Below are 17,601 nucleotides of genomic sequence, written 5' to 3' on the forward strand. Positions count from 1 at the left end.
CTCCTTCTAGAGGTCGAGCACGAGGGTCTCACCCTCGGCGGCCCGGGAGACGCAGGGCAGCAGGGCACCGGTGGCACGCTGCTCGGGCGTGAGACGGCGGTCGCGGTGATCGGGCGAGCCGGCCAGCAGACGGACCTCGCAGGTGCCGCAGAAGCCCTGGCGGCAGGAGTACGGGAGGTCCGGGCGGGCCTCGCGCAGCACGTCCAGGGCGGACCGGTCGGCGGGGACGTCGAGGGTCGGTCCGTCGCCGCCGAGGCGGACGGCGAAGGGCGCGCCGCCGGTGATCGGGGCGGCGCCGAAGCGCTCGAAGTGCAGGGCGGCGGCCGGCCCGCCGGACCCGGCCGGACCGCCGTCCAGCGCCCGCTGCACGGCGGTGAGCATCGGGGCCGGCCCGCAGCAGTAGACGGCGGCGTCGCGCGGGGCGTGGGCGAGCAGCTCGGCGCCGGTGGGGACGCCGCCGTGCTCGTCGTCGGTGCGCAGCACCACCCGGTACGGGTCGAGGGCGCGCAGCTCCTCGGTGTACGGGAGGGTGTCGGCACTGCGGCCGACGTGCACCAGGCGCCAGTCCAGCCCGTGCCGCTGCGCCTCGCGGGCCATCGGGAGCAGCGGGGTGATACCGATGCCGCCGGCCAGCAGGAGGACGGCGGGCTCGGCGCAGAAGGCGAAGCCGTTGCGCGGGCGGCGGGCGGTGAGGCGGGCGCCGGGGTGCAGGGTGTCGTGGACCTCGACGGACCCGCCGCCGCCACCGGGCAGCCGCCGGACGGCGATGCGGTAGGCGGCGCGGTCGGCCGGGTCGCCGCTGAGGGAGTAGTGGCGCTCGCGGCCGGAGGGCAGGTGGAGGCGCAGGTGGGCGCCGGGCTGCCAGGGCGGGAGCGGGCCGCCCGAGGGGTCGGTGAGCTTCAACTCGACGACGTCGGGGGCGAGTCGGCGGCGGGCGGTGACGACCAGCTGCAGCGGCGGGGTGGGGCGGCTGAGCGGGCGGCGGGGGTTTCGGCGCAGCAACGGGCCGCCGAGGGCCTGCACGTAGCGGTCCTGGAAGGCGGTGAGGCGGCGCAGGAAGCGGTCCGCGCGGGGGCGTCCGTAGAGGTCGGGGGGCGGGGTGAGCAGGTCCATCCGCGCTCCTTGGCGTCGGGGGAGGGTGGCCGGCGACGGGTGGCGGGTCCGGCTGCAGGCGATCGGGGTTCGGGTGACAGGTTTCAGATGACAGTCGACAAGTAACAGATGACAGATGACGTCGTCTGAAACCTGTCATCTGTTACTTGTCGGCTGTTACTTGTCGGCTGTCACCTGAGAGCCGTCCGCTGCCGCCCGTCAGCCGGTCCCGGCGGCGGCGCGGGCGGCCGGGGAGGTGGCGAGGTAGCCGAGGGCCTGGCTGGAGGAGCCTTCCAGGGTCGGGTGGTAGCCGGGCTTGAGGTACCGCAGGCCGGAGCGGATCGACTTGACCGGGTCGGGCAGCAGGCCGCGCCTGGTGATCCGGTAGGCCTCGCGCCAGCTCGGGCGCAGCCGCCCGTCCAGCGTCGGGTCCGCGGCCAGCAGGAGCCGCACCCCGCGCACCCAGAGATGGACCAGGAGCGGGCCGGCGACCGCCATGGTGCGGACCCGGCGCACGTACCCCGGGTCCAGGTGGACCAGCAGGTCGAAGGCCACGCTGCGGTGCTCGACCTCCTCGGCGCCGTGCCAGCGCAGCAGGTCGAGCATCGTCGGGTCGGCCTGGGCGCGGTCCAGCCCCGGGGAGTCGAGGATCCAGTTGCCGAGGAAGGCGGTGTAGTGCTCGATCGCCGCGATTGCGGCGACCCGCTCGATGAGCGCTTCGCGCTGCCGGGCGGGGGACAGTCCGGGCCGCTCGCCGAGCACGCGCTGGAAGACCCAGGCGACCTGCCGGACGTAGGGCCGGGGGTCGAGCCCCTGGCCGAGGAGGTGGTCGAGGACCTCCTGGTGGGCCTCGGCGTGGATGGCCTCCTGCCCGATGAAGCCGAGCACCTCCTCGCGCAGTTGCTCGTCCCGCACGAGCGGCAGCGCTTCCTTGAACACCTTGACGAACCAGCGTTCGCCCTCGGGGAGCAGCAGGTGCAGCACGTTGAGGATGTGGGTGGCCATCGGCTCGTCCGGGACCCAGTGCAGCGGCAGCCCGGCCCAGTCGAAGCGGACGTCCCGGGGCTCCAGGACGAGGCTGTCGTGGACGCGCGCGGCGGGGGCGGCGAGGGCGGGGACGGGGGTGGGGCGGGGCATGGCAGGCGCTCCTGACCTGGGGGAGGCGGCTCGGCTCAGGGAAACGTACTCGCGGGTAGCTGTGCGGACAAGGGTTTCGGCGACCCTTATCGACATCGAGTCTAATAAGTGATGTGCACCGCGGAACACCCCGGGAAACGCGCGAGCCCCGCCGGATCCCGACGGGGCTCTACACGGGGCGGACTGCCGTGCGGTCAGACCGCCATCGCCAGCATCAGCGGCGCCGCCCGCGCCGCCAGCAGCTCGGCGGCGGCCTTCAGCTTGTGGATGTTGTCCACCGGCATCGAGGTGGCCAGGCAGCCGACGGTGCTGCCCGCCGTGATCGGCACGGCCGCGCACACCGTGCCCAGCGCGTACTCCTGGATGTCCAGCACCGGCACGGTGGCCGGCTGCCGCTCCAGCCGGTGCATCAGCTGGTCGGCGTCGGTGACCGTGCGGGAGGTGAGCCGGGCGACCGGGTGCCGGGAGAGGTGGTCGCGCCGGGCGTCCGCGTCCAGCTGACCGAGCAGACACTTGCCGATCGCACTGGCGTGCGCGGTGGCCCGGAAGTCCACCCACTCCTGCACCGCCGGCGCGTAGTCGGCCGCCGAGACCGCCTCCACCGACAACTCGCCGTCGTGGTAACGGGTGAAGTACACCGCGGCACCCAACTCGTCCCGGAGTTCGGCGAGTTTGCGGTTGAGACGGGCCTTGACCAGCTGCTCGCGGTTGTGCTGTCCGAGCAGGGCGAAGGTGCCGCCGAGCACCCAACCGCCGTCCTGGCACTGGAGGTAGCCCTCGATCTCCAGGATCTCCGCGAGCCGCCGCACGGTGGGCAGCCCGAGCGAGGTCTCCCGCGCGAGGCCCACCAGGGTGGCGCCGTCGGGGTGGCGGTCGACCGCCTCCAGCAGTCTGAGGGCGTGCTGCAGGGAGGTGAACGGGCCCGTGGGGCCCTGGTCCAGCGCGGCGTGACGACCCGGGGCTGGTGTCGACATGTCGTCCCCTTCCGATGTCCCCCCACGGAGCGACCGCGGGCACGCACCAGCCTATCGACCCGGTGGCTCCGGCGACTGCCGTCCGTGAATATCCGTGAACATTCCGTGGAGCAACCTCCGGTCGACCCGGGCGGACGCGGCCCGGCCGGTACGGTCGGCGACCGCGGTCCGCCGACGCGGCCACCCCGGACGCCGCGACGGGCCCCTCCCCCACTGCCCAGGGGGGAGAGGCCCGTCGCGGGGCCGCCGGGTGCGGGCCCGACAGCCGTGCGGGTGGTGCGGTACGCGGGTGGTGCGGTACGTGGGTGGTGCGGCCTGTAGGTGGTGCGCCTGCGGGTGGTGCGGTACGCGGGTGGTGCGGTACGCGAGGGTTCAGTGAGGCGGGGTCAGCTCTCCTCTCCCGCACGCAGCTTGGCGACGGCCGCCGCCAGCCGGGCGCCGTACTCCTCGTCCGCGGCGTGGAAGTGGGCGAGGTTCTTCTCGACGATGTCGTCGCGGGTCACCTGCGCCAGGAAGCCCGCGATGTTGTCGATCAGGCGGGTCTTCTCGCCGGCCGACATCAACCGGTAGAGCTCACCGGCCTGGAAGAAGTCGTCGTCCTTGCTGTGGGCCGGCGTGGTGTAGGTGCCGGTGTGGCCCTCGACCTTGACCGGCGCGGCGAGCGCGGTGTCGTTCTGGGCCGGGCCGTCGTACGAGTTGGGCTCGTAGTTCTTGCCGCGGCCGGCGGTGTTGACGGCCATCAGACCGTCCCGGCCGTAGTTGTTCGCCGCGGTGGCGCGCGGGGCGTTCACCGGCAGCAGGGTGTGGTTCACGCCGAGGCGGTAACGCTGGGCGTCGGCGTAGGCGAACAGGCGACCCTGGAGCATCTTGTCCGGGGAGGGGCCGATGCCGGGCACGAAGTTGTTCGGCGAGAACGCGGACTGCTCGACGTCGGCGAAGACGTTCTCCGGGTTCTTGTTGAGCACCAGGCGGCCGACCTTGACCAGCGGATAGTCGGCGTGCGGCCACACCTTGGTGAGGTCGAAGGGGTTGAAGCGGTAGTCGGCGGCCTCGGCGACCGGCATCAGCTGGACGTGGAGGGTCCAGGACGGGAAGACCCCGCGCTCGATGGCCTGGTGCAGGTCGCGCTGGTGCGAGTCGGCGTCGGCGCCGACCACCTCGGCGGCCTGGCCGCCGTCCAGGGAGCGGACGCCCTGGTTGGTCTTGAAGTGGTACTTCACCCAGTAGGCGTCGCCGGCGGCGTTGACCCACTGGTAGGTGTGCGAGCCGTAGCCGTTCATGTGGCGGTAGGAGGCCGGGATGCCGCGGTCGCCGAACAGCCAGGTGATCTGGTGGGTCGAGGCCGGCGAGTGGGCCCAGAAGTCCCAGACGTTGTCCGCCTCCTGCACGCCGGTGTACGGGTCGCGCTTCTGCGAGTGGATGAAGTCGGGGAACTTGATCGGGTCCTTGATGAAGAACACCGGGGTGTTGTTGCCGACGAGGTCGTAGTTGCCCTCGCCCGTGTAGAACTTCAGCGCGAAGCCGCGCGGGTCGCGGACCGCGTCACTGGCGCCCAGGTTGCCGGCCACGGTGGAGAAGCGCAGGAAGACCTCGGTGCGCTTGCCGACCTCGGAGAGGAAGTCCGCCCGGGTGTACTGCGAGACCTCGTCGGTGACCTCGAAGTAGCCGTACGCGCCGGAGCCGCGGGCGTGCACCACGCGCTCCGGGATGCGCTCGCGGTTGAACCGGGCCAGCTTCTCCAGCAGCTGCTGGTCCTGGATCAGCAGCGGGCCGTACTCGCCGGCCGAGGCCGAGTTCTGGTTGTCGGCGACCGGGGCGCCGGACTCCGTGGTCAGGATCTTGGACATGGAGGGTCCTTCGGGTGTCGATAAGGGCGGTGCGTGAAGGGTGTTCTGACGGTCCGTCGGGTCGGTGGCCGCGGACGCCGGGCGGACCTCAGACGCCGAGCAGGCGCCAGACGGCCGAGCGGCGGCGGGAGGAGTGCTCGCCGTCGGGGCCGTCGGCCGGCCGGAGCGCCGCGACGGCGGCGCCGGCCGCGGCCGGGTCCGCCAGCGGGCGGGCGGCGGTCAGCGCGGCGGCCTCGTCCGCGGTCAGCCCGGCCCCGGTGAGGGCCGCGGCGGCCTCGGCGGCCGGGACGGCGTCGAACCAGCGCAGCGCGAGGGCCGCGCGGCCGGCCTCGGTGAGGCGGCCGGTGAGCCGGAGGCGGGCGAGCCCGCCGTCCGGGTAGACGTTGATCCGCACGTGGGTCACCGGGCGGCCTGCGTCGAGCCGGAAGCGGTGCCGGGTGTCGGGCTGGAGCCTGGTGCGCGGAAGGAGCTCGAACCACTCGCCGTCGGCCGGGTCGGCCCCGGTCGAGGCGTCGAAGCCGATCAGGTCGGCCCAGCCGGGGGCGTTGGCGACGAAGTGGGTGGTGTCCACCTCGGCGGCCAGGACCTCGCCGCCCCCGGCCAGGGCGATCTGCACCCAGTCGTTGGCCTTGTCGCGCCGACGCCGGGTCTCCCAGCCCTCGCCCATGACGGAGGCGCGACCGGGAGCGTTCAGGTTGTGCGGGGAGGAGAAGTAGCGGTCGGACGCCGCCTCGGCCACGCCGCCGTACTCCTGGGCGGCCAGGTCGAAGGTGAGGCCGTCCAGTTCGCGCGGGTCGGGCAGCACCTCGCCGTGCACGCGCAGGCGGGCGACGCCGCCGTCGGGGAAGATGTTCAGCCGTACGTGGGTGTACCGGGTGGCGTCCTCGACGGCGAACTCGTGGGCGGTGTTCCCGCGCAGCGGGGTGCGCGGCACGAGCGTGGTCCACTCGGCGTCCCGCAGTTCCGCGGGCGAGGGGTGGCCGGAGACGGACGCGGCCTCGACGGAGCCGGACTCCGGGTAGTTGCCGGTGAAGTGGGCGGTGTCCACGATCACGCCGCGGATGACACCGCCGACGCCGAGCCGGACGATCGCCCAGTCGTGGTCCTGGTCGGTGGGGTGCGGCTGTCCGGCCGAGACGCCGCGGCGGCGCTTGGACTCCCAGCCGTCCATGATCTGGCCCTTGTGGCCGAAGGTGTGCGGACGGAACTCGGCCGGCTTGGCGACCAGCAGGTTCTCGGCGTCCGCGAAGGTGTCCTCGTTGGTGGCGACGACGCCCGCGCCGAGCAGTCGGGAGGCCAGGTTGACCAGCTCGGTGAAGGGAGCACTCGGGGTGTCGGCAGTGGTCACTGACTCTCCTTTAGGCGCGATCGGGCGGGGTGGTGGTACGGGTGGCGGGCCTGGCGAGCTGCCGGCCGAAGGGGCGGGCCCCGGTGTCCACCTCGCGGCCGCGCAGCCAGGTGGTGCGCACCGCGCCGGTGAGGGTCCGGCCCGCGTACGGGGTCACCGGGTTGCGGTGGTGCAGGCCGCTCGCCCGGACGGCGAACTCGCCGTCGGGGTCGAAGGCGACCAGGTCCGCGTCGTGGCCGGGCGCGATGGCGCCCTTGGTGCCGGTGAGGCCGACCAGTTCGGCCGGTCCGGCGGACATCCAGCGCACGATGTCGGGCAGGGTGTGGCCGCGGCGGCGGGCTTCGGTCCAGACGGCGGGCAGGCCGAGCTGCAGCGAGGCGATGCCGCCCCAGGCGGCCGCGAAGTCCCCGCTGCCGCCGTACTCGGGCAGCAGTTTGAGGTCGGGGGTGGACGGCGAGTGGTCGGAGACGACGGCGATGAACTCGCCGTCCGCCAGGGCCTGCCAGAGCGCGTCGCGGTTGGACTCGTCGCGGATCGGCGGGCAGCACTTGAAGGCGGTGTCGCCGTCGGGCACCTGCTCGGCCGCGAGGGTCAGGTAGTGCGGACAGGTCTCGGCGGTCACCCGGACGCCGTCCTCGCGCGCCCGGCGCAGCAGCGGCAGGACGGCGGCGGAGGAGACGTGCAGGATGTGGACCCGGGCGCCGGTGCGCCGCGCGGTGTCGAGCAGCCGGGCGACGGCCGCGGTCTCCGCGTCGGCGGGGCGGGAGGCCAGGAAGTCCCGGTAGTGGACGCCGGGTTGCTGCGGTGCGGCGTCGAGCACGGCCGGGTCCTCGGCGTGGATGATCGCCAGCGCCCCGATCCGGGCCTGCTCGGCCAGGGCGGCCTCCAGGTCGGCGGCCTCGACGTGCGGGAACTCGTCCACGCCGGAGGGGGCGAGGAAGCTCTTGAAGCCGAACACGCCTTCGCGGTGCAGGGGTTCGAGGTCGGCGACGTTGCCGGGGACGGCGCCGGCCCAGAAGCCGAGGTCGACCCAGGCCTGGCCCTCGGCGGTCTTCCGCTTGACCAGCAGCCCCTCCACCGTGGTGGTGGGCGGGATCGAGTTGAGCGGCATGTCGATGATCGTGGTGACGCCGCCGGCCGCGGCGGCCCGGGTGGCGGTGGCGAAGCCCTCCCACTCGGTGCGGCCGGGCTCGTTGACGTGCACGTGGGTGTCGACCAGGCCGGGCAGCAGGGCGATGTCGCCGAGGTCGGCGACATCGCGGTCGCCGACGGTGAGCGAGCCGTGCGCGACGACCTGCTCGATCCTCCCGTCCCGGATCAGCACGTCCGCGGGGCGCTCGCGGTCGGGCAGGACCACCCGCCGGGAGCGGATCACCGTGGGCCGGCTGAAAGGCATGGGAGACCTCCGGAACCTGGGAGTCGGGAGTGAGTCGGGGGGTGAGCCGGGCGCGGCCCGGCGCGGTTCGCGGGGGCCGAATGCGGGGAGGAGCCGAGGGATTGCCGGGAGCCTAGGCCCGCCTTCAACAAAACGTCAATGGATGAACGTACGAGGGTTCAGCGCGCCAGCAGTTCGTCGGCCAGCTTCCGTCCGGCGACCTCGGCCAGCTCGGCGGCCTTGGTCATGCTGTCCCCCGGCTGCTCGGCCAGGTCGGTCAGCGCGATCGCGGCGGTGAAGCCGGCGGCCCGCCACTGGGGCTCGGCGAGCTCCAGCCGGCCCGCCACGGCGGCCACCCGAACCCCCGCCCGGGCGGCCGCCGCGGCAACTCCGGCGGGGGCCTTGCCGTGGAGCGTCTGCGCGTCCAGGCAACCCTCGCCGGTCACGACGAGGCGTGCCCCACGCACGGCCTCGTCGAAGCCCAGCAGGTCGAGCAGCAGCTCGATGCCGGGTCGCATGGTGGCGCCGAGCAGGGCGAGGGCGGCGAAGCCCACCCCGCCGGCGGCGCCGGCCCCGGGGGCCTGCCGGACATCCCGTCCGGTGACCTCGGCGACCAGGTCGGCGAACCGGGTCAGCCCTTCCTCCAGGACCAGCAGGTCGTCGCCGTCGGCGCCCTTCTGCGGGCCGTAGACGGCGGTGGCGCCGCGCGGCCCGAGCAGCGGGTTGTCCACGTCGCAGGCGACCACGACCTCGACGCCGCCCAGCGCGTCGGCCAGCGGGCCGAGCTCGATCTCCGCGAGCCGGCGCAACGCGGCCCCGCCGGGCGGGAGTTCGGCGCCGTCGGCGTCGCGCAGGCGCACCCCGAGCGCCTGCACCATGCCCGCGCCGCCGTCGGTGCAGGCGCTGCCGCCGAGCCCCAGCACGATCCGCTTGACGCCGAGCGAGACGGCCCGGGCGATCAGCTGGCCGACGCCGTAGGACCCGGCCGCGAGCGGGGCGGTCCGGCCGCCGGGCAGCCGGGCTAGTCCGGAGGACTGTGCCAGCTCGACCACGGCGGTGTCGCCCCGGACGGCGAGCGCGGCGTCCACCGGCAGGCCGGTCGGGCCGGCCACCTTGGCCGGCACCCGGTCGAAGCCCGCCGCGAGGGCCGCGGCCAGGGTGCCCTCGCCGCCGTCGGCGACGGGCAGCTCGCGCACCTCGGTGCCGGGCACGGCGAGCCGGATGCCGGCCGCGATCCTGGCGGCCACCTCGGCGCCCTCCAGGCTGCCCTTGAACTTGTCGGGGGCGACGACCACATGGCCCTGGCGGGGGGTGGGGAGCATCGTGGGGTCCTCGCTTCCGTACGGGTGTGGCGGTGGTTCTGCGACGTGCGTCCAGCATGGGCCCGGTGCTCCGGGGGTGCGAGCCCCCGGACGGTGCGGTCCGGACGGGGTGCGACCCCGTCCCGGGTGGGGTGCGACCCCCTCCCCGCCGTTCTCCCCCAGCCTTGGGCTGGGAGATACCCCCACCGGTCCCGCTTCCGACGTACCGGGGGGCTCCCCTCGGCGGGGAGGGGGCCAGGCGACGCGCAGGCACGACCGAAGTGCCCCCTGGGAGGGAGTGCGCATCACCGGCTGGATCGACCGGCGGGCGGGCGGATGAGCCCCTGCCCGCGCGCCGGTCGGGTCGGACCTCCTGGCGGCGCGGGCACGACCGAATGGGTACACGCCGCCAGGAGGAGTTCGTGGGCCGGGGGCTCCGCGCGGGAGCCCCCGGCGGTGTTACGCGACCTCGCGGCCGGAGAGCCGCTCGACGCCGCGCAGCAGCGCCGAGTGGTCGAGGGAGCCGTCGCCGTTGGCCCGGGCGGAGGCGACCAGCTGGGCCACCACGGCGCCGACCGGCAGCGCGGCGCCCACGGCGCGGGCGGCGTCGGTGACGATGCCCATGTCCTTGTGGTGCAGGTCGATCCGGAAGCCCGGGGCGAACTCGCGGTCCAGCATGTTCGCCTTCTTGCGGTTGAGCACGGTCGAGCCGGCCAGGCCGCCGCCGAGCACGTCCAGCGCGGCCCGCAGGTCGACGCCGGCGTTCTCCAGGAACACCACGGCCTCGGCCAGCACCTGGATGTTGACGGCGACGATCAGCTGGTTGGCGGCCTTGACGGTCTGGCCGGCGCCGGCCGGGCCGACGTGGACGACCGTGGTGCCCAGCGCGTCGAACAGCGGCTTGGCCTCTGCGAAGTCCTCGGCGGCACCGCCGACCATGATCGACAGCACGGCCTCGACGGCGCCGGCCTCGCCGCCGGAGACCGGGGCGTCCAGCGTCCGGACGCCCTTCTCCTTGGCGGCCGCCTCGACCCTGATCGAGGTCTGCGGGGTGATCGAGGACATGTCGATCACCAGGGTGCCGGGCGCGGCGTTCTCCAGCACGCCGCCCTCGCCCAGGATGACCTGCTCGACCTGCGGGTCGGCCGGGACCATGGTGATGACGACCTCGGCGTCCTTCACGGCCTCCGCGATGGAGCCGGCGCCGTGGCCGCCGGCCGCGACCAGGGCGTCGATCTGCGGCCGGGTGAGGTTGAAGCCGGTGACGTGGTGACCGGCCTTGACCAGGTTGGCGGCCATCGGGCTGCCCATGATGCCGAGGCCGATGAAGGCGATCTTGCGGCTCATCGCGTCGAGTTCCTTACGTGTGCGGGGTGGGAGGTCGGGTGGGTCGGCGGCGCGCCTGCCCGGCCGGGCATCGCCCGGCCGGCCGCGCTACTCGACGGTGCTACTCGGCGGCGCGCAGCTCGCGCGGCAGCCACCCGAAGCTGTCGGCGCTGACGCCGGTGGAGGGGCGGTACTCCAGGCCGATCGGGCCCGTGTAGCCGGCGGCGGTGAGCCGGGCGAACAGGTCCTCGAAGTCGAGGTCGCCGGTGCCGGGCTCGTTGCGGCCCGGGTTGTCGGCGATCTGCACGTGGCCGATGCGGTCGGCGTGGGTGTCGATGACCCGGGCCAGGTCCTCGCCGTTCTTGGCCAGGTGGTAGAGGTCGCACAGGAACCGGGCGTTGCCCAGGCCGGTGGCGGCGTTGACCTTGTCCACCACCTCGACCGCGGCTGCGGCGGAGACCAGCGGGTAGTCCGGGGACTCGGCCCCGTTCAGGGCCTCGACCAGCAGGACCGCGCCGATCCCGTGCGCGGCCTTCGCCGCGAGGACCAGGTTCTCCAGTGCGAGCGCGTCCTGCTCGGCGGGCTCGACGCCCTCGACCCGGTTTCCGTACAGGGCGTTGAGCGCCTTGGTGCCGAGCGAGCCGGCGAGCTCCGCGGCGACCGGGACGTTGGCCCGGAAGCGGTCCCGCTCGGACGGCACCGAGACGGTGCCGCGGGCGCCCCTGCTCAGGTCGTCCAGGAAGTTGAGGCCGGTGAGCCGGACCCCGGCGTCGGTGAACGCCTTGCGGAGCGCGTCCAGCTCGGCCTCTGAGGGGTCGTGCTCCTCACCGAAGGGCCACCAGAGCTCGGCGGCGGCGAAGCCGGCCGCGGCGGCTGCGGCGGGGCGCTCCAGGAGGGGCAGCTCGCCGAACAGGATCGACAGGTTGACCGTGTAGTGGTGCTTGGCAGCGGCCGTCACGTCCATCACCTCTCATCTCTCTTCCGTCATCCGCAACTTCCACGATCCGGAAGAGGGATTCTGTGTGGTGGAAGCATCTCCGGCCGGCGAAGCGGGTGTCAAGGGAGTCGCAACATTTTGTTGAAGACGCTCGGAGGGCGCCCCACCTGCCCGGCCCCGACTGTTCGATCGCCCAGCCCCTGCCCGTCCGCACTCCCGCTCGATACAGTGATCCCGTGCGATTGATGGTGGAGTTCACGACAGAACCGTTCGAACTGGACACGTTCCCGGAGCACGCCGCGGCAGCCCGCAAGGTGGTCGACGAGGCCGGCCTGGCCGTGTCGGTCGGCCCCTTCGGGACCGGCGCCGAGGGCGAGGCCCAGCAGGTCCTCGACGCGGTGACCAAGCTGCTCCGGGAGACCCTGAACGCCGGGGCGACCCGCATCTCGGTCCAGGTCAGCGTCCTGGACGAGGAGGGCGGTGCACCGTGACCGAGCACCTGGAACACCCGCTCGCCGCGGCGGTGAAGCCGCTGCTGGACGCGGTCGGCGCGACGCCCGTCCCGCTGGACGAGGCGAAGGCCGAGGACGTCGTCCTGGAGTGGGAGGGTGTGCCGGCCCTGGCCGTCCGACTGCCGCACCTGAGCAGCGCGCTGGACCGGCTGCTGGCCGAGATGGCCCGGCAGTTCGACGGCCGCCCGCTGGCCGAGCTGGACCGGCTGGAGAAGCAGCGGGTCGTCGCCCTGCTGGAGGAGCGCGGCGCCTTCACCGTCCGCCACGGCGTCGAGACGGTCGCCTCGGCCCTGGGCGTCAGCCGCTTCACGGTGTACAACTACCTCAACCGCCAGGACGGCTCGAAGTCCTCCTGAGGAGCCCCTGCGGGGGCTTCCGAACGGGTGACCCCGCCGGTTCGGACCGGTCCGGACACGGCTTCGGCCAGTCCGGATCGGCCTGCGGCGGGGCACACTTGGCGAATCGCACACGAAAGGGCCCGGCATCGCGGGCCGGTTCAAAACGTAACCACCAACCGTTCAACAAAGTGTTGACGACCGGGTGGGGTCGATCTAGCTTTTCCGGGTGGCACCACTCTTCAGGAGGTCCACCCGTGACCAACCACTCCCACACCCTTGACGCCCTGGCCGCGGCCGATGCCGCCGAGCTGGAAGCGATCTTGCTGGAGGTATGCTCCAGCCCCCGGTGGGCCGCCGCGGTCACGCAGGCCCGGCCCTGGGCCGACCGCGAGTCCCTGCTCGCCGCCAACGCGGCGGCCATGGCGTCGCTGACGGCCGACGACCTGCGCGACGCGATGGCCGGCCACGCCCGGATCGGCAAGCCCAAGAGCGGCGACGCCACCTCCGAGCGCGAACAGGCCGGCATCCGGGGCGTGGACCGGGCCGTCCTCGACGAACTGGGCGAGGCCAACGCCGCCTACGAGGCGAAGTTCGGCCACGTGTTCCTGATCTGCGCGACCGGCCGTACCGCGGCCGGCATGCTCGCCGCCCTGCGCGAGCGCCACCCCAACGACGCCGACACCGAGGCGGAGATCGTCCGCGGGGAACTGCGCAAGATCAACGACATCCGCCTCGGCCGCCTGCTCGACGGCTCCTGACCCCCTCCCTGGCGTACCGTCGGATGCGGTCACACCCGCACCCCGCGGCCGCCTCGCCGGAGAACTGACGCACCATCACCTCTGCCATCAGTAAGGTCACTTCACCCATGACTGGCATCTCCACCCACGTGCTCGACACCAGCCTCGGCCGCCCGGCCGAAGGCGTCCCGGTCGAGCTCGCACTGCACACCGAGGGTGGCTGGCAGGTGCTCGGCACCTCCGCCACGGACTCCGACGGCCGGGTCAAGGACCTGCCGGCCGTGGAGGCGGGCTCGGTCGTCCGGCTGCTCTTCGACACCGGCGCCTACCACGCGCCCAGGTCCGCCGAGCCGCCGTTCTTCCCCGAGGTCTCGATCGTCTTCACGGTCGCGCCCGAACAGCACCACTACCACGTGCCGCTGCTGCTCAACCCGTTCGGATACTCGGTCTACCGCGGAAGCTAGTAGACCGACCTGGAAGCTCTAGGAGCCACGTCATGGCCCACGTGCTCGGTCAGAACCAGTACGGCAAGGCGGAGAACCGCATCGTCCGGATCTCCCGCGACTCCACCCGGCACGAGATCAAGGACCTGAACGTCTCGGTCTCCCTCCAGGGTGAGTTCGAGGACGTCCACCTCACCGGGTCCAACGCCAACTGCCTCCCCACCGACACCACCAAGAACACCGTCTACGCCTTCGCCAAGGAGTACGGCATCGAGTCGGCCGAGGCCTTCGGCATCGTCCTGGCGCGCCACTTCGTCGACAACACCGAGCGCGGTGTCGTGCACGGCGCCCGGATCCGGATCGAGGAGTACTCCTGGGACCGGATCAGGACGCCGGACAGCTCGGCCCGCTTCATCGGCTCGGAGGAGGTCGGCCACTCCTTCGTCCGCACCGGCCAAGAGGTCCGCACCACCGAGATCAGCTACGACGGCGAGACCGTCCGGGTCATCTCCGGCCTGAAGGACCTCGTGGTGATGAACTCCACCAACTCGGAGTTCTGGGGCTACATCAAGGACAAGTACACCACCCTGCAGGAGGCGTACGACCGCATCCTCGCCACCCAGGTCACCGCCCGCTGGAAGTACGGCTACAGCGGCCGGGACGGCGAGGCCCAGCCCAACTGGAACCGCTCCTACGCCCACGTGAAGCGCCACATGCTGGAGGCGTTCGCCGAGACCTACTCCTACTCGCTGCAGCAGACCCTGCACGCGATGGGCACCCGGGTCCTCAACAACCGCGCCGAGGTGGACGAGGTACGCCTCGAACTGCCCAACAAGCACCACTTCCTCGTCGACCTGGAGCCCTTCGGCCTCAAGAACGAGAACGAGGTCTACTACGCCGCGGACCGCATGTACGGCCTGATCGAGGGCACCGTGCACCGCGAGGGCGTCGTCCCGGTCATCCCGGTCGCCTGATCTCCCCCACCACCGTGGACTCCGCCCGGAATCGCCACACCCTCCGGCCCCCGCGGGCCGGTCGAGTCCGGGCGGGCCGCACCACCCGCACGGCCTGCACCACCTGTTTCTCCACCCCCACCCACCGGAGTTCGTGTCTGCCTCGCGGCGGCCGGCCCGGGGCACTGGAGAAGCACCCCGAGGAATCCTTGCTCCGCCGTCCCGTCCTCGGGGGGTCTCCAGCGCCACGGGCGCGCCGGGAGCCACGGGCACAAGAGGGGCTCGACATGGCACCCAGCAACACCAGCAGTACAGACGGCGGTTCCACCCCGGAAAGAACGCACGGCCCGGACGGCGCACCGGCCCACCTCCCCGGTGAGCCGTCCGGGCCCGCGCCCCACCCCGTGGACGAGTTGCTGCCCCCGGTGAAGCTGTTCACCACCGGACTCCAGCACGTCGCCGCGATGTACGCGGGAGTCGTCGCACCCCCGCTCATCGTCGGCGCCGGCGTCGGGCTCTCCCCCGGCGAACTCGCCCTGCTCATCTCGGCCAGCCTGTTCACCGCCGGACTGGCCACCCTCCTCCAGACCCTCGGCGTCTGGAAGATCGGCGCGCGACTGCCGTTCGTGAACGGCGTCTCCTTCGCGGGGGTCGCGCCCATGATCGCCATCGCCAAGAGTTCCATCGAAAGGACGGGGGGACCGAAGGAGGCCCTCCCGGTGATCTTCGGAGCGGTGATCGTCGCAGGGGCCCTGTGCTTCCTCGCGGCGCCGTACTTCTGCAAGCTCATCCGGTTCTTCCCCCCGGTCGTCCAGGGCACCGTGATCACCCTCATCGGGGTGTCCCTGCTCCCGGTGGCGGTCAACTGGGCGCGCGGCGGCTCGCCGGGCGCCCCCGGGTACGGCTCCATGCGGGCCATCGGCCTCGCCGCGATCACCCTCGTCGCGGTGGTGCTCTGCAACCGTCTGCTGCGCGGCTTCTGGCAGCAGATGTCCCTGCTCATCGGTCTGGCGATCGGCACCCTGATCGCCGTCCCGCTGGGGCTGACCGACTTCGGCGCGGTCCGGGACGCGAAGGTCTTCGCGCTCCCTTCCCCGTTCCACTTCGGCGCGCCCGTGTTCGACGCGGCCGCGATCGTCTCGCTCTGCATCGTCATGGTGGTCTCGATGACCGAGTCCACCGCCGACATGCTCGCGCTCGGCAAGATCGTCGACCGCGAGGCGGACGAGCCCACGCTCGCCGCCGGCCTGCGGGCCGACGGCCTGGCCACCGCGCTCAGCCCCGTCTTCAACGGCTTCGCCGCCAGCGCCTTCGCCCAGAACATCGGGCTGGTGGCGTTGACGAAGATCCGCAGCCGCTTCGTGGTCGCGGCCGGCGGAGGCATCCTGGTCCTGCTCGGGCTGTTCCCCGTACTGGGCTCGGTCGTCTCCCTGGTGCCGCAACCCGTCCTCGGCGGCGCCGGGATCGTGCTCTTCGGCACGGTCGCGGCCAGCGGCATCCGCACCCTCGCGGAGGCCGGCATGGAGTCCAGCTCCCACACCATCCTGGTGTCGGTCTCGCTCGGCGTCGGCATCATCCCGATCGCCGTGCCGACGTTCTACGACTCCTTCCCGGAGGCCGTCCGTACCCTGATGCACTCGGGGATCTCGGCCGGCTGCGTGATGGCCGTCCTGCTCAACCTGCTCTTCCACCACGTCGGAACCGCCCGCCGGTCCAGATCCGGCCAGGGTTCCGGCGCGACGGCGCCGACGGCGACACCGTCCTGACCGGTCCGGGAGGAGTGCACCCCCTCGGTGGCACGCACTCCTCCCGGCCCTCCCCCCTAGGAGTGACACCATGCCAGTCCAGCCCCCGCCCGCCGACCAGCGGATCGTGATCGAGAACGTCGCGATCGCCACCGTCGACGCGAACGACACCGAGTACGCCCGCGGCCACGTGGTCATCCTCGGCAACACGATCGAGGCGGTCGGCGACGGCCCCGCACCGGCGTGGCTGGACAACGTCGTACGCCGGATCAACGGCGAGGGCCACCTCGTCACCCCCGGCCTGGTCAACACCCACCACCACTTCTACCAGTGGATCACCCGCGGCCTCGCCCAGGACGACATCCTGTTCGACTGGCTGGTCGCCCTCTACCCGACCTGGGCCCGGATCGACGACAAGCTCGTCCACGCCGCCAGTCAGGGCTCCGCCGCCGCGCTGCTCAAGTCCGGCTGCACCACCGCCTCCGACCACCACTACGTCTTCCCGAAGGACGGCGGCGACATCCTCGGCGCCTCCATCGAGGCCGTCCGGGAACTCGGCCTGCGGTTCACCGCGCTGCGCGGCTCCATGGACCGCAGCAAGAAGGACGGCGGCCTCCCGCCGGACCACGCCGTCGAGGAGCTGGACGACATCCTGGCCGCCTCCGAGGCCGCCGTCGACCGCTACCACGACTCCTCGTTCGGCTCGATGCTGCACGTCGCCATCGCGCCCTGCTCGCCCTTCTCGGTCTCCACCGACCTCCTCCGCCAGTCCGCCGAACTCGCCCGCCGCAAGGGCGTCCGGCTGCACACCCACGGCTCCGAGACCGCCGAGGAGGAGCAGTTCTGCAAGGAACTGTTCGGCATGGGCCCGACCGACTACTTCGAGTCGGTCGGCTGGCTCGGCGAAGACGTCTGGATGGCGCACTGCGTCCACATGAACGACTCCGACATCGCCAAGTTCGCCGAGACCGGCACCGGCGTCGCCCACTGCCCGTCCTCCAACGCCCGCCTCGCCGCCGGCATCGCCCGCGTGCCCGACATGCTCCGGGCCGGCGTCCCGGTCGGCCTCGGCGTCGACGGCACCGCCTCCAACGAGTCCGGCGAACTCGGCACCGAACTGCGCAACGCCCTGCTGATCAACCGGCTGCACGGCTCCCCCACCGCCCTCACCGGACGGCAGGTGCTGCGCCTCGGCACCATGGGCGGCGCCCGGGTGCTCGGCCGGCAGGACGAGATCGGCTCGATCGAGACCGGCAAGCTCGCCGACCTGGCCCTGTGGAAGATCGACGGCGTCATGCACTCCTCCATCGCCGACCCGGTCGCCGCGCTCACCTTCGGCGCGCTGCCGCCGCTGGCGGTGCTGTTCGTCAACGGCAACGCCGTCGTCGAGAAGGGCCGGCTCACCACCGTCAACGAGGACCGGATCGCGCGCGACTGCGCCCGCGCCGCCAGGGAGCTGGCGTCCCGGCCGGCCTGACCCCCACTCAGGCGGATCACAGACTCCGGGGGCGCCCAGGGACGGTGCGCCCCCGGGCT

The 17,601-nt window shown here is 72.9% G+C and carries 15 protein-coding genes and 1 pseudogene; 7 read left to right on the plus strand and 9 right to left on the minus strand.

Annotated features, from left to right (window positions below):
• Positions 1-6 precede the first annotated feature (6 nt).
• The 9 genes and pseudogenes from AB0D10_RS02970 to AB0D10_RS03010 form a co-directional block, all read right to left on the minus strand.
• Positions 7-1,113, minus strand: a complete 1,107-nt coding sequence (locus AB0D10_RS02970; RefSeq protein ID WP_360250191.1) for a PDR/VanB family oxidoreductase — start codon at positions 1,111-1,113, stop codon at positions 7-9.
• A 198-nt stretch (positions 1,114-1,311) separates the two neighbouring features.
• On the minus strand, positions 1,312-2,229 hold the full coding sequence (locus tag AB0D10_RS02975; protein ID WP_360250194.1) for a metal-dependent hydrolase: 918 nt from the start codon (positions 2,227-2,229) through the stop codon (positions 1,312-1,314).
• Between the two features lie 194 nt (positions 2,230-2,423).
• The gene (locus AB0D10_RS02980) at positions 2,424-3,203 is read right to left on the minus strand and encodes an IclR family transcriptional regulator C-terminal domain-containing protein (protein WP_360250204.1); all 780 of its coding nucleotides are present in this window, start codon (positions 3,201-3,203) and stop codon (positions 2,424-2,426) included.
• A 386-nt stretch (positions 3,204-3,589) separates the two neighbouring features.
• Positions 3,590-5,050: a catalase gene (locus tag AB0D10_RS02985; RefSeq protein ID WP_360250207.1), complete on the minus strand. Its 1,461-nt coding sequence runs from the start codon at positions 5,048-5,050 to the stop codon at positions 3,590-3,592.
• A gap of 322 nt (positions 5,051-5,372) precedes the next feature.
• Positions 5,373-6,419 (minus strand): annotated as a pseudogene (gene alc, locus AB0D10_RS02990) (allantoicase); the annotation flags it as partial.
• Positions 6,409-7,794, minus strand: coding sequence for an allantoinase AllB (gene allB / locus AB0D10_RS02995; RefSeq protein WP_360250210.1), 1,386 nt, complete (start codon positions 7,792-7,794; stop codon positions 6,409-6,411). The gene allB and the pseudogene alc, both read right to left, overlap by 11 nt.
• Positions 7,795-7,952: 158 nt before the next feature.
• A complete protein-coding gene (locus tag AB0D10_RS03000; RefSeq protein WP_360250213.1) occupies positions 7,953-9,095 on the minus strand; it encodes a glycerate kinase in 1,143 nt (380 codons plus the stop codon).
• Between the two features lie 438 nt (positions 9,096-9,533).
• Complete coding sequence (locus AB0D10_RS03005; RefSeq protein ID WP_360250216.1) at positions 9,534-10,421, minus strand: 2-hydroxy-3-oxopropionate reductase; 888 nt, start codon at positions 10,419-10,421, stop codon at positions 9,534-9,536.
• Positions 10,422-10,521: 100 nt separating this feature from the next.
• Positions 10,522-11,364, minus strand: coding sequence for a TIM barrel protein (locus tag AB0D10_RS03010; protein ID WP_360250219.1), 843 nt, complete (start codon positions 11,362-11,364; stop codon positions 10,522-10,524).
• A 209-nt stretch (positions 11,365-11,573) separates the two neighbouring features.
• Between AB0D10_RS03010 and AB0D10_RS03015 the strand changes: the two genes are divergently transcribed.
• The 7 genes from AB0D10_RS03015 (at position 11,574) to AB0D10_RS03045 (ending at position 17,542) form a co-directional block, all read left to right on the plus strand.
• A complete protein-coding gene (locus tag AB0D10_RS03015; RefSeq protein WP_360250222.1) occupies positions 11,574-11,828 on the plus strand; it encodes a thiamine-binding protein in 255 nt (84 codons plus the stop codon).
• Positions 11,825-12,205 carry a helix-turn-helix domain-containing protein gene (locus AB0D10_RS03020; RefSeq protein ID WP_360250225.1) on the plus strand — a complete coding sequence of 127 codons (381 nt, stop codon included), beginning with the start codon at positions 11,825-11,827 and terminating at the stop codon, positions 12,203-12,205. The genes AB0D10_RS03015 and AB0D10_RS03020 overlap by 4 nt, the downstream gene beginning before the upstream one ends.
• 236 nt (positions 12,206-12,441) lie before the next feature.
• Positions 12,442-12,945 carry a 2-oxo-4-hydroxy-4-carboxy-5-ureidoimidazoline decarboxylase gene (uraD, locus tag AB0D10_RS03025; protein WP_360250228.1) on the plus strand — a complete coding sequence of 168 codons (504 nt, stop codon included), beginning with the start codon at positions 12,442-12,444 and terminating at the stop codon, positions 12,943-12,945.
• 107 nt (positions 12,946-13,052) lie between these two features.
• Complete coding sequence (uraH, locus tag AB0D10_RS03030; protein ID WP_360250231.1) at positions 13,053-13,388, plus strand: hydroxyisourate hydrolase; 336 nt, start codon at positions 13,053-13,055, stop codon at positions 13,386-13,388.
• A gap of 32 nt (positions 13,389-13,420) precedes the next feature.
• Complete coding sequence (pucL, locus tag AB0D10_RS03035; RefSeq protein ID WP_360250234.1) at positions 13,421-14,341, plus strand: factor-independent urate hydroxylase; 921 nt, start codon at positions 13,421-13,423, stop codon at positions 14,339-14,341.
• 266 nt (positions 14,342-14,607) lie between these two features.
• On the plus strand, positions 14,608-16,086 hold the full coding sequence (locus tag AB0D10_RS03040; protein ID WP_360250237.1) for a nucleobase:cation symporter-2 family protein: 1,479 nt from the start codon (positions 14,608-14,610) through the stop codon (positions 16,084-16,086).
• Positions 16,087-16,156: 70 nt separating this feature from the next.
• Positions 16,157-17,542 carry an 8-oxoguanine deaminase gene (locus AB0D10_RS03045; protein ID WP_360250240.1) on the plus strand — a complete coding sequence of 462 codons (1,386 nt, stop codon included), beginning with the start codon at positions 16,157-16,159 and terminating at the stop codon, positions 17,540-17,542.
• The last annotated feature ends 59 nt before the right edge of the window (positions 17,543-17,601 follow it).

Source organism: Kitasatospora sp. NPDC048545 (assembly GCF_040651155.1).
GTDB lineage: Bacteria > Actinomycetota > Actinomycetes > Streptomycetales > Streptomycetaceae > Kitasatospora.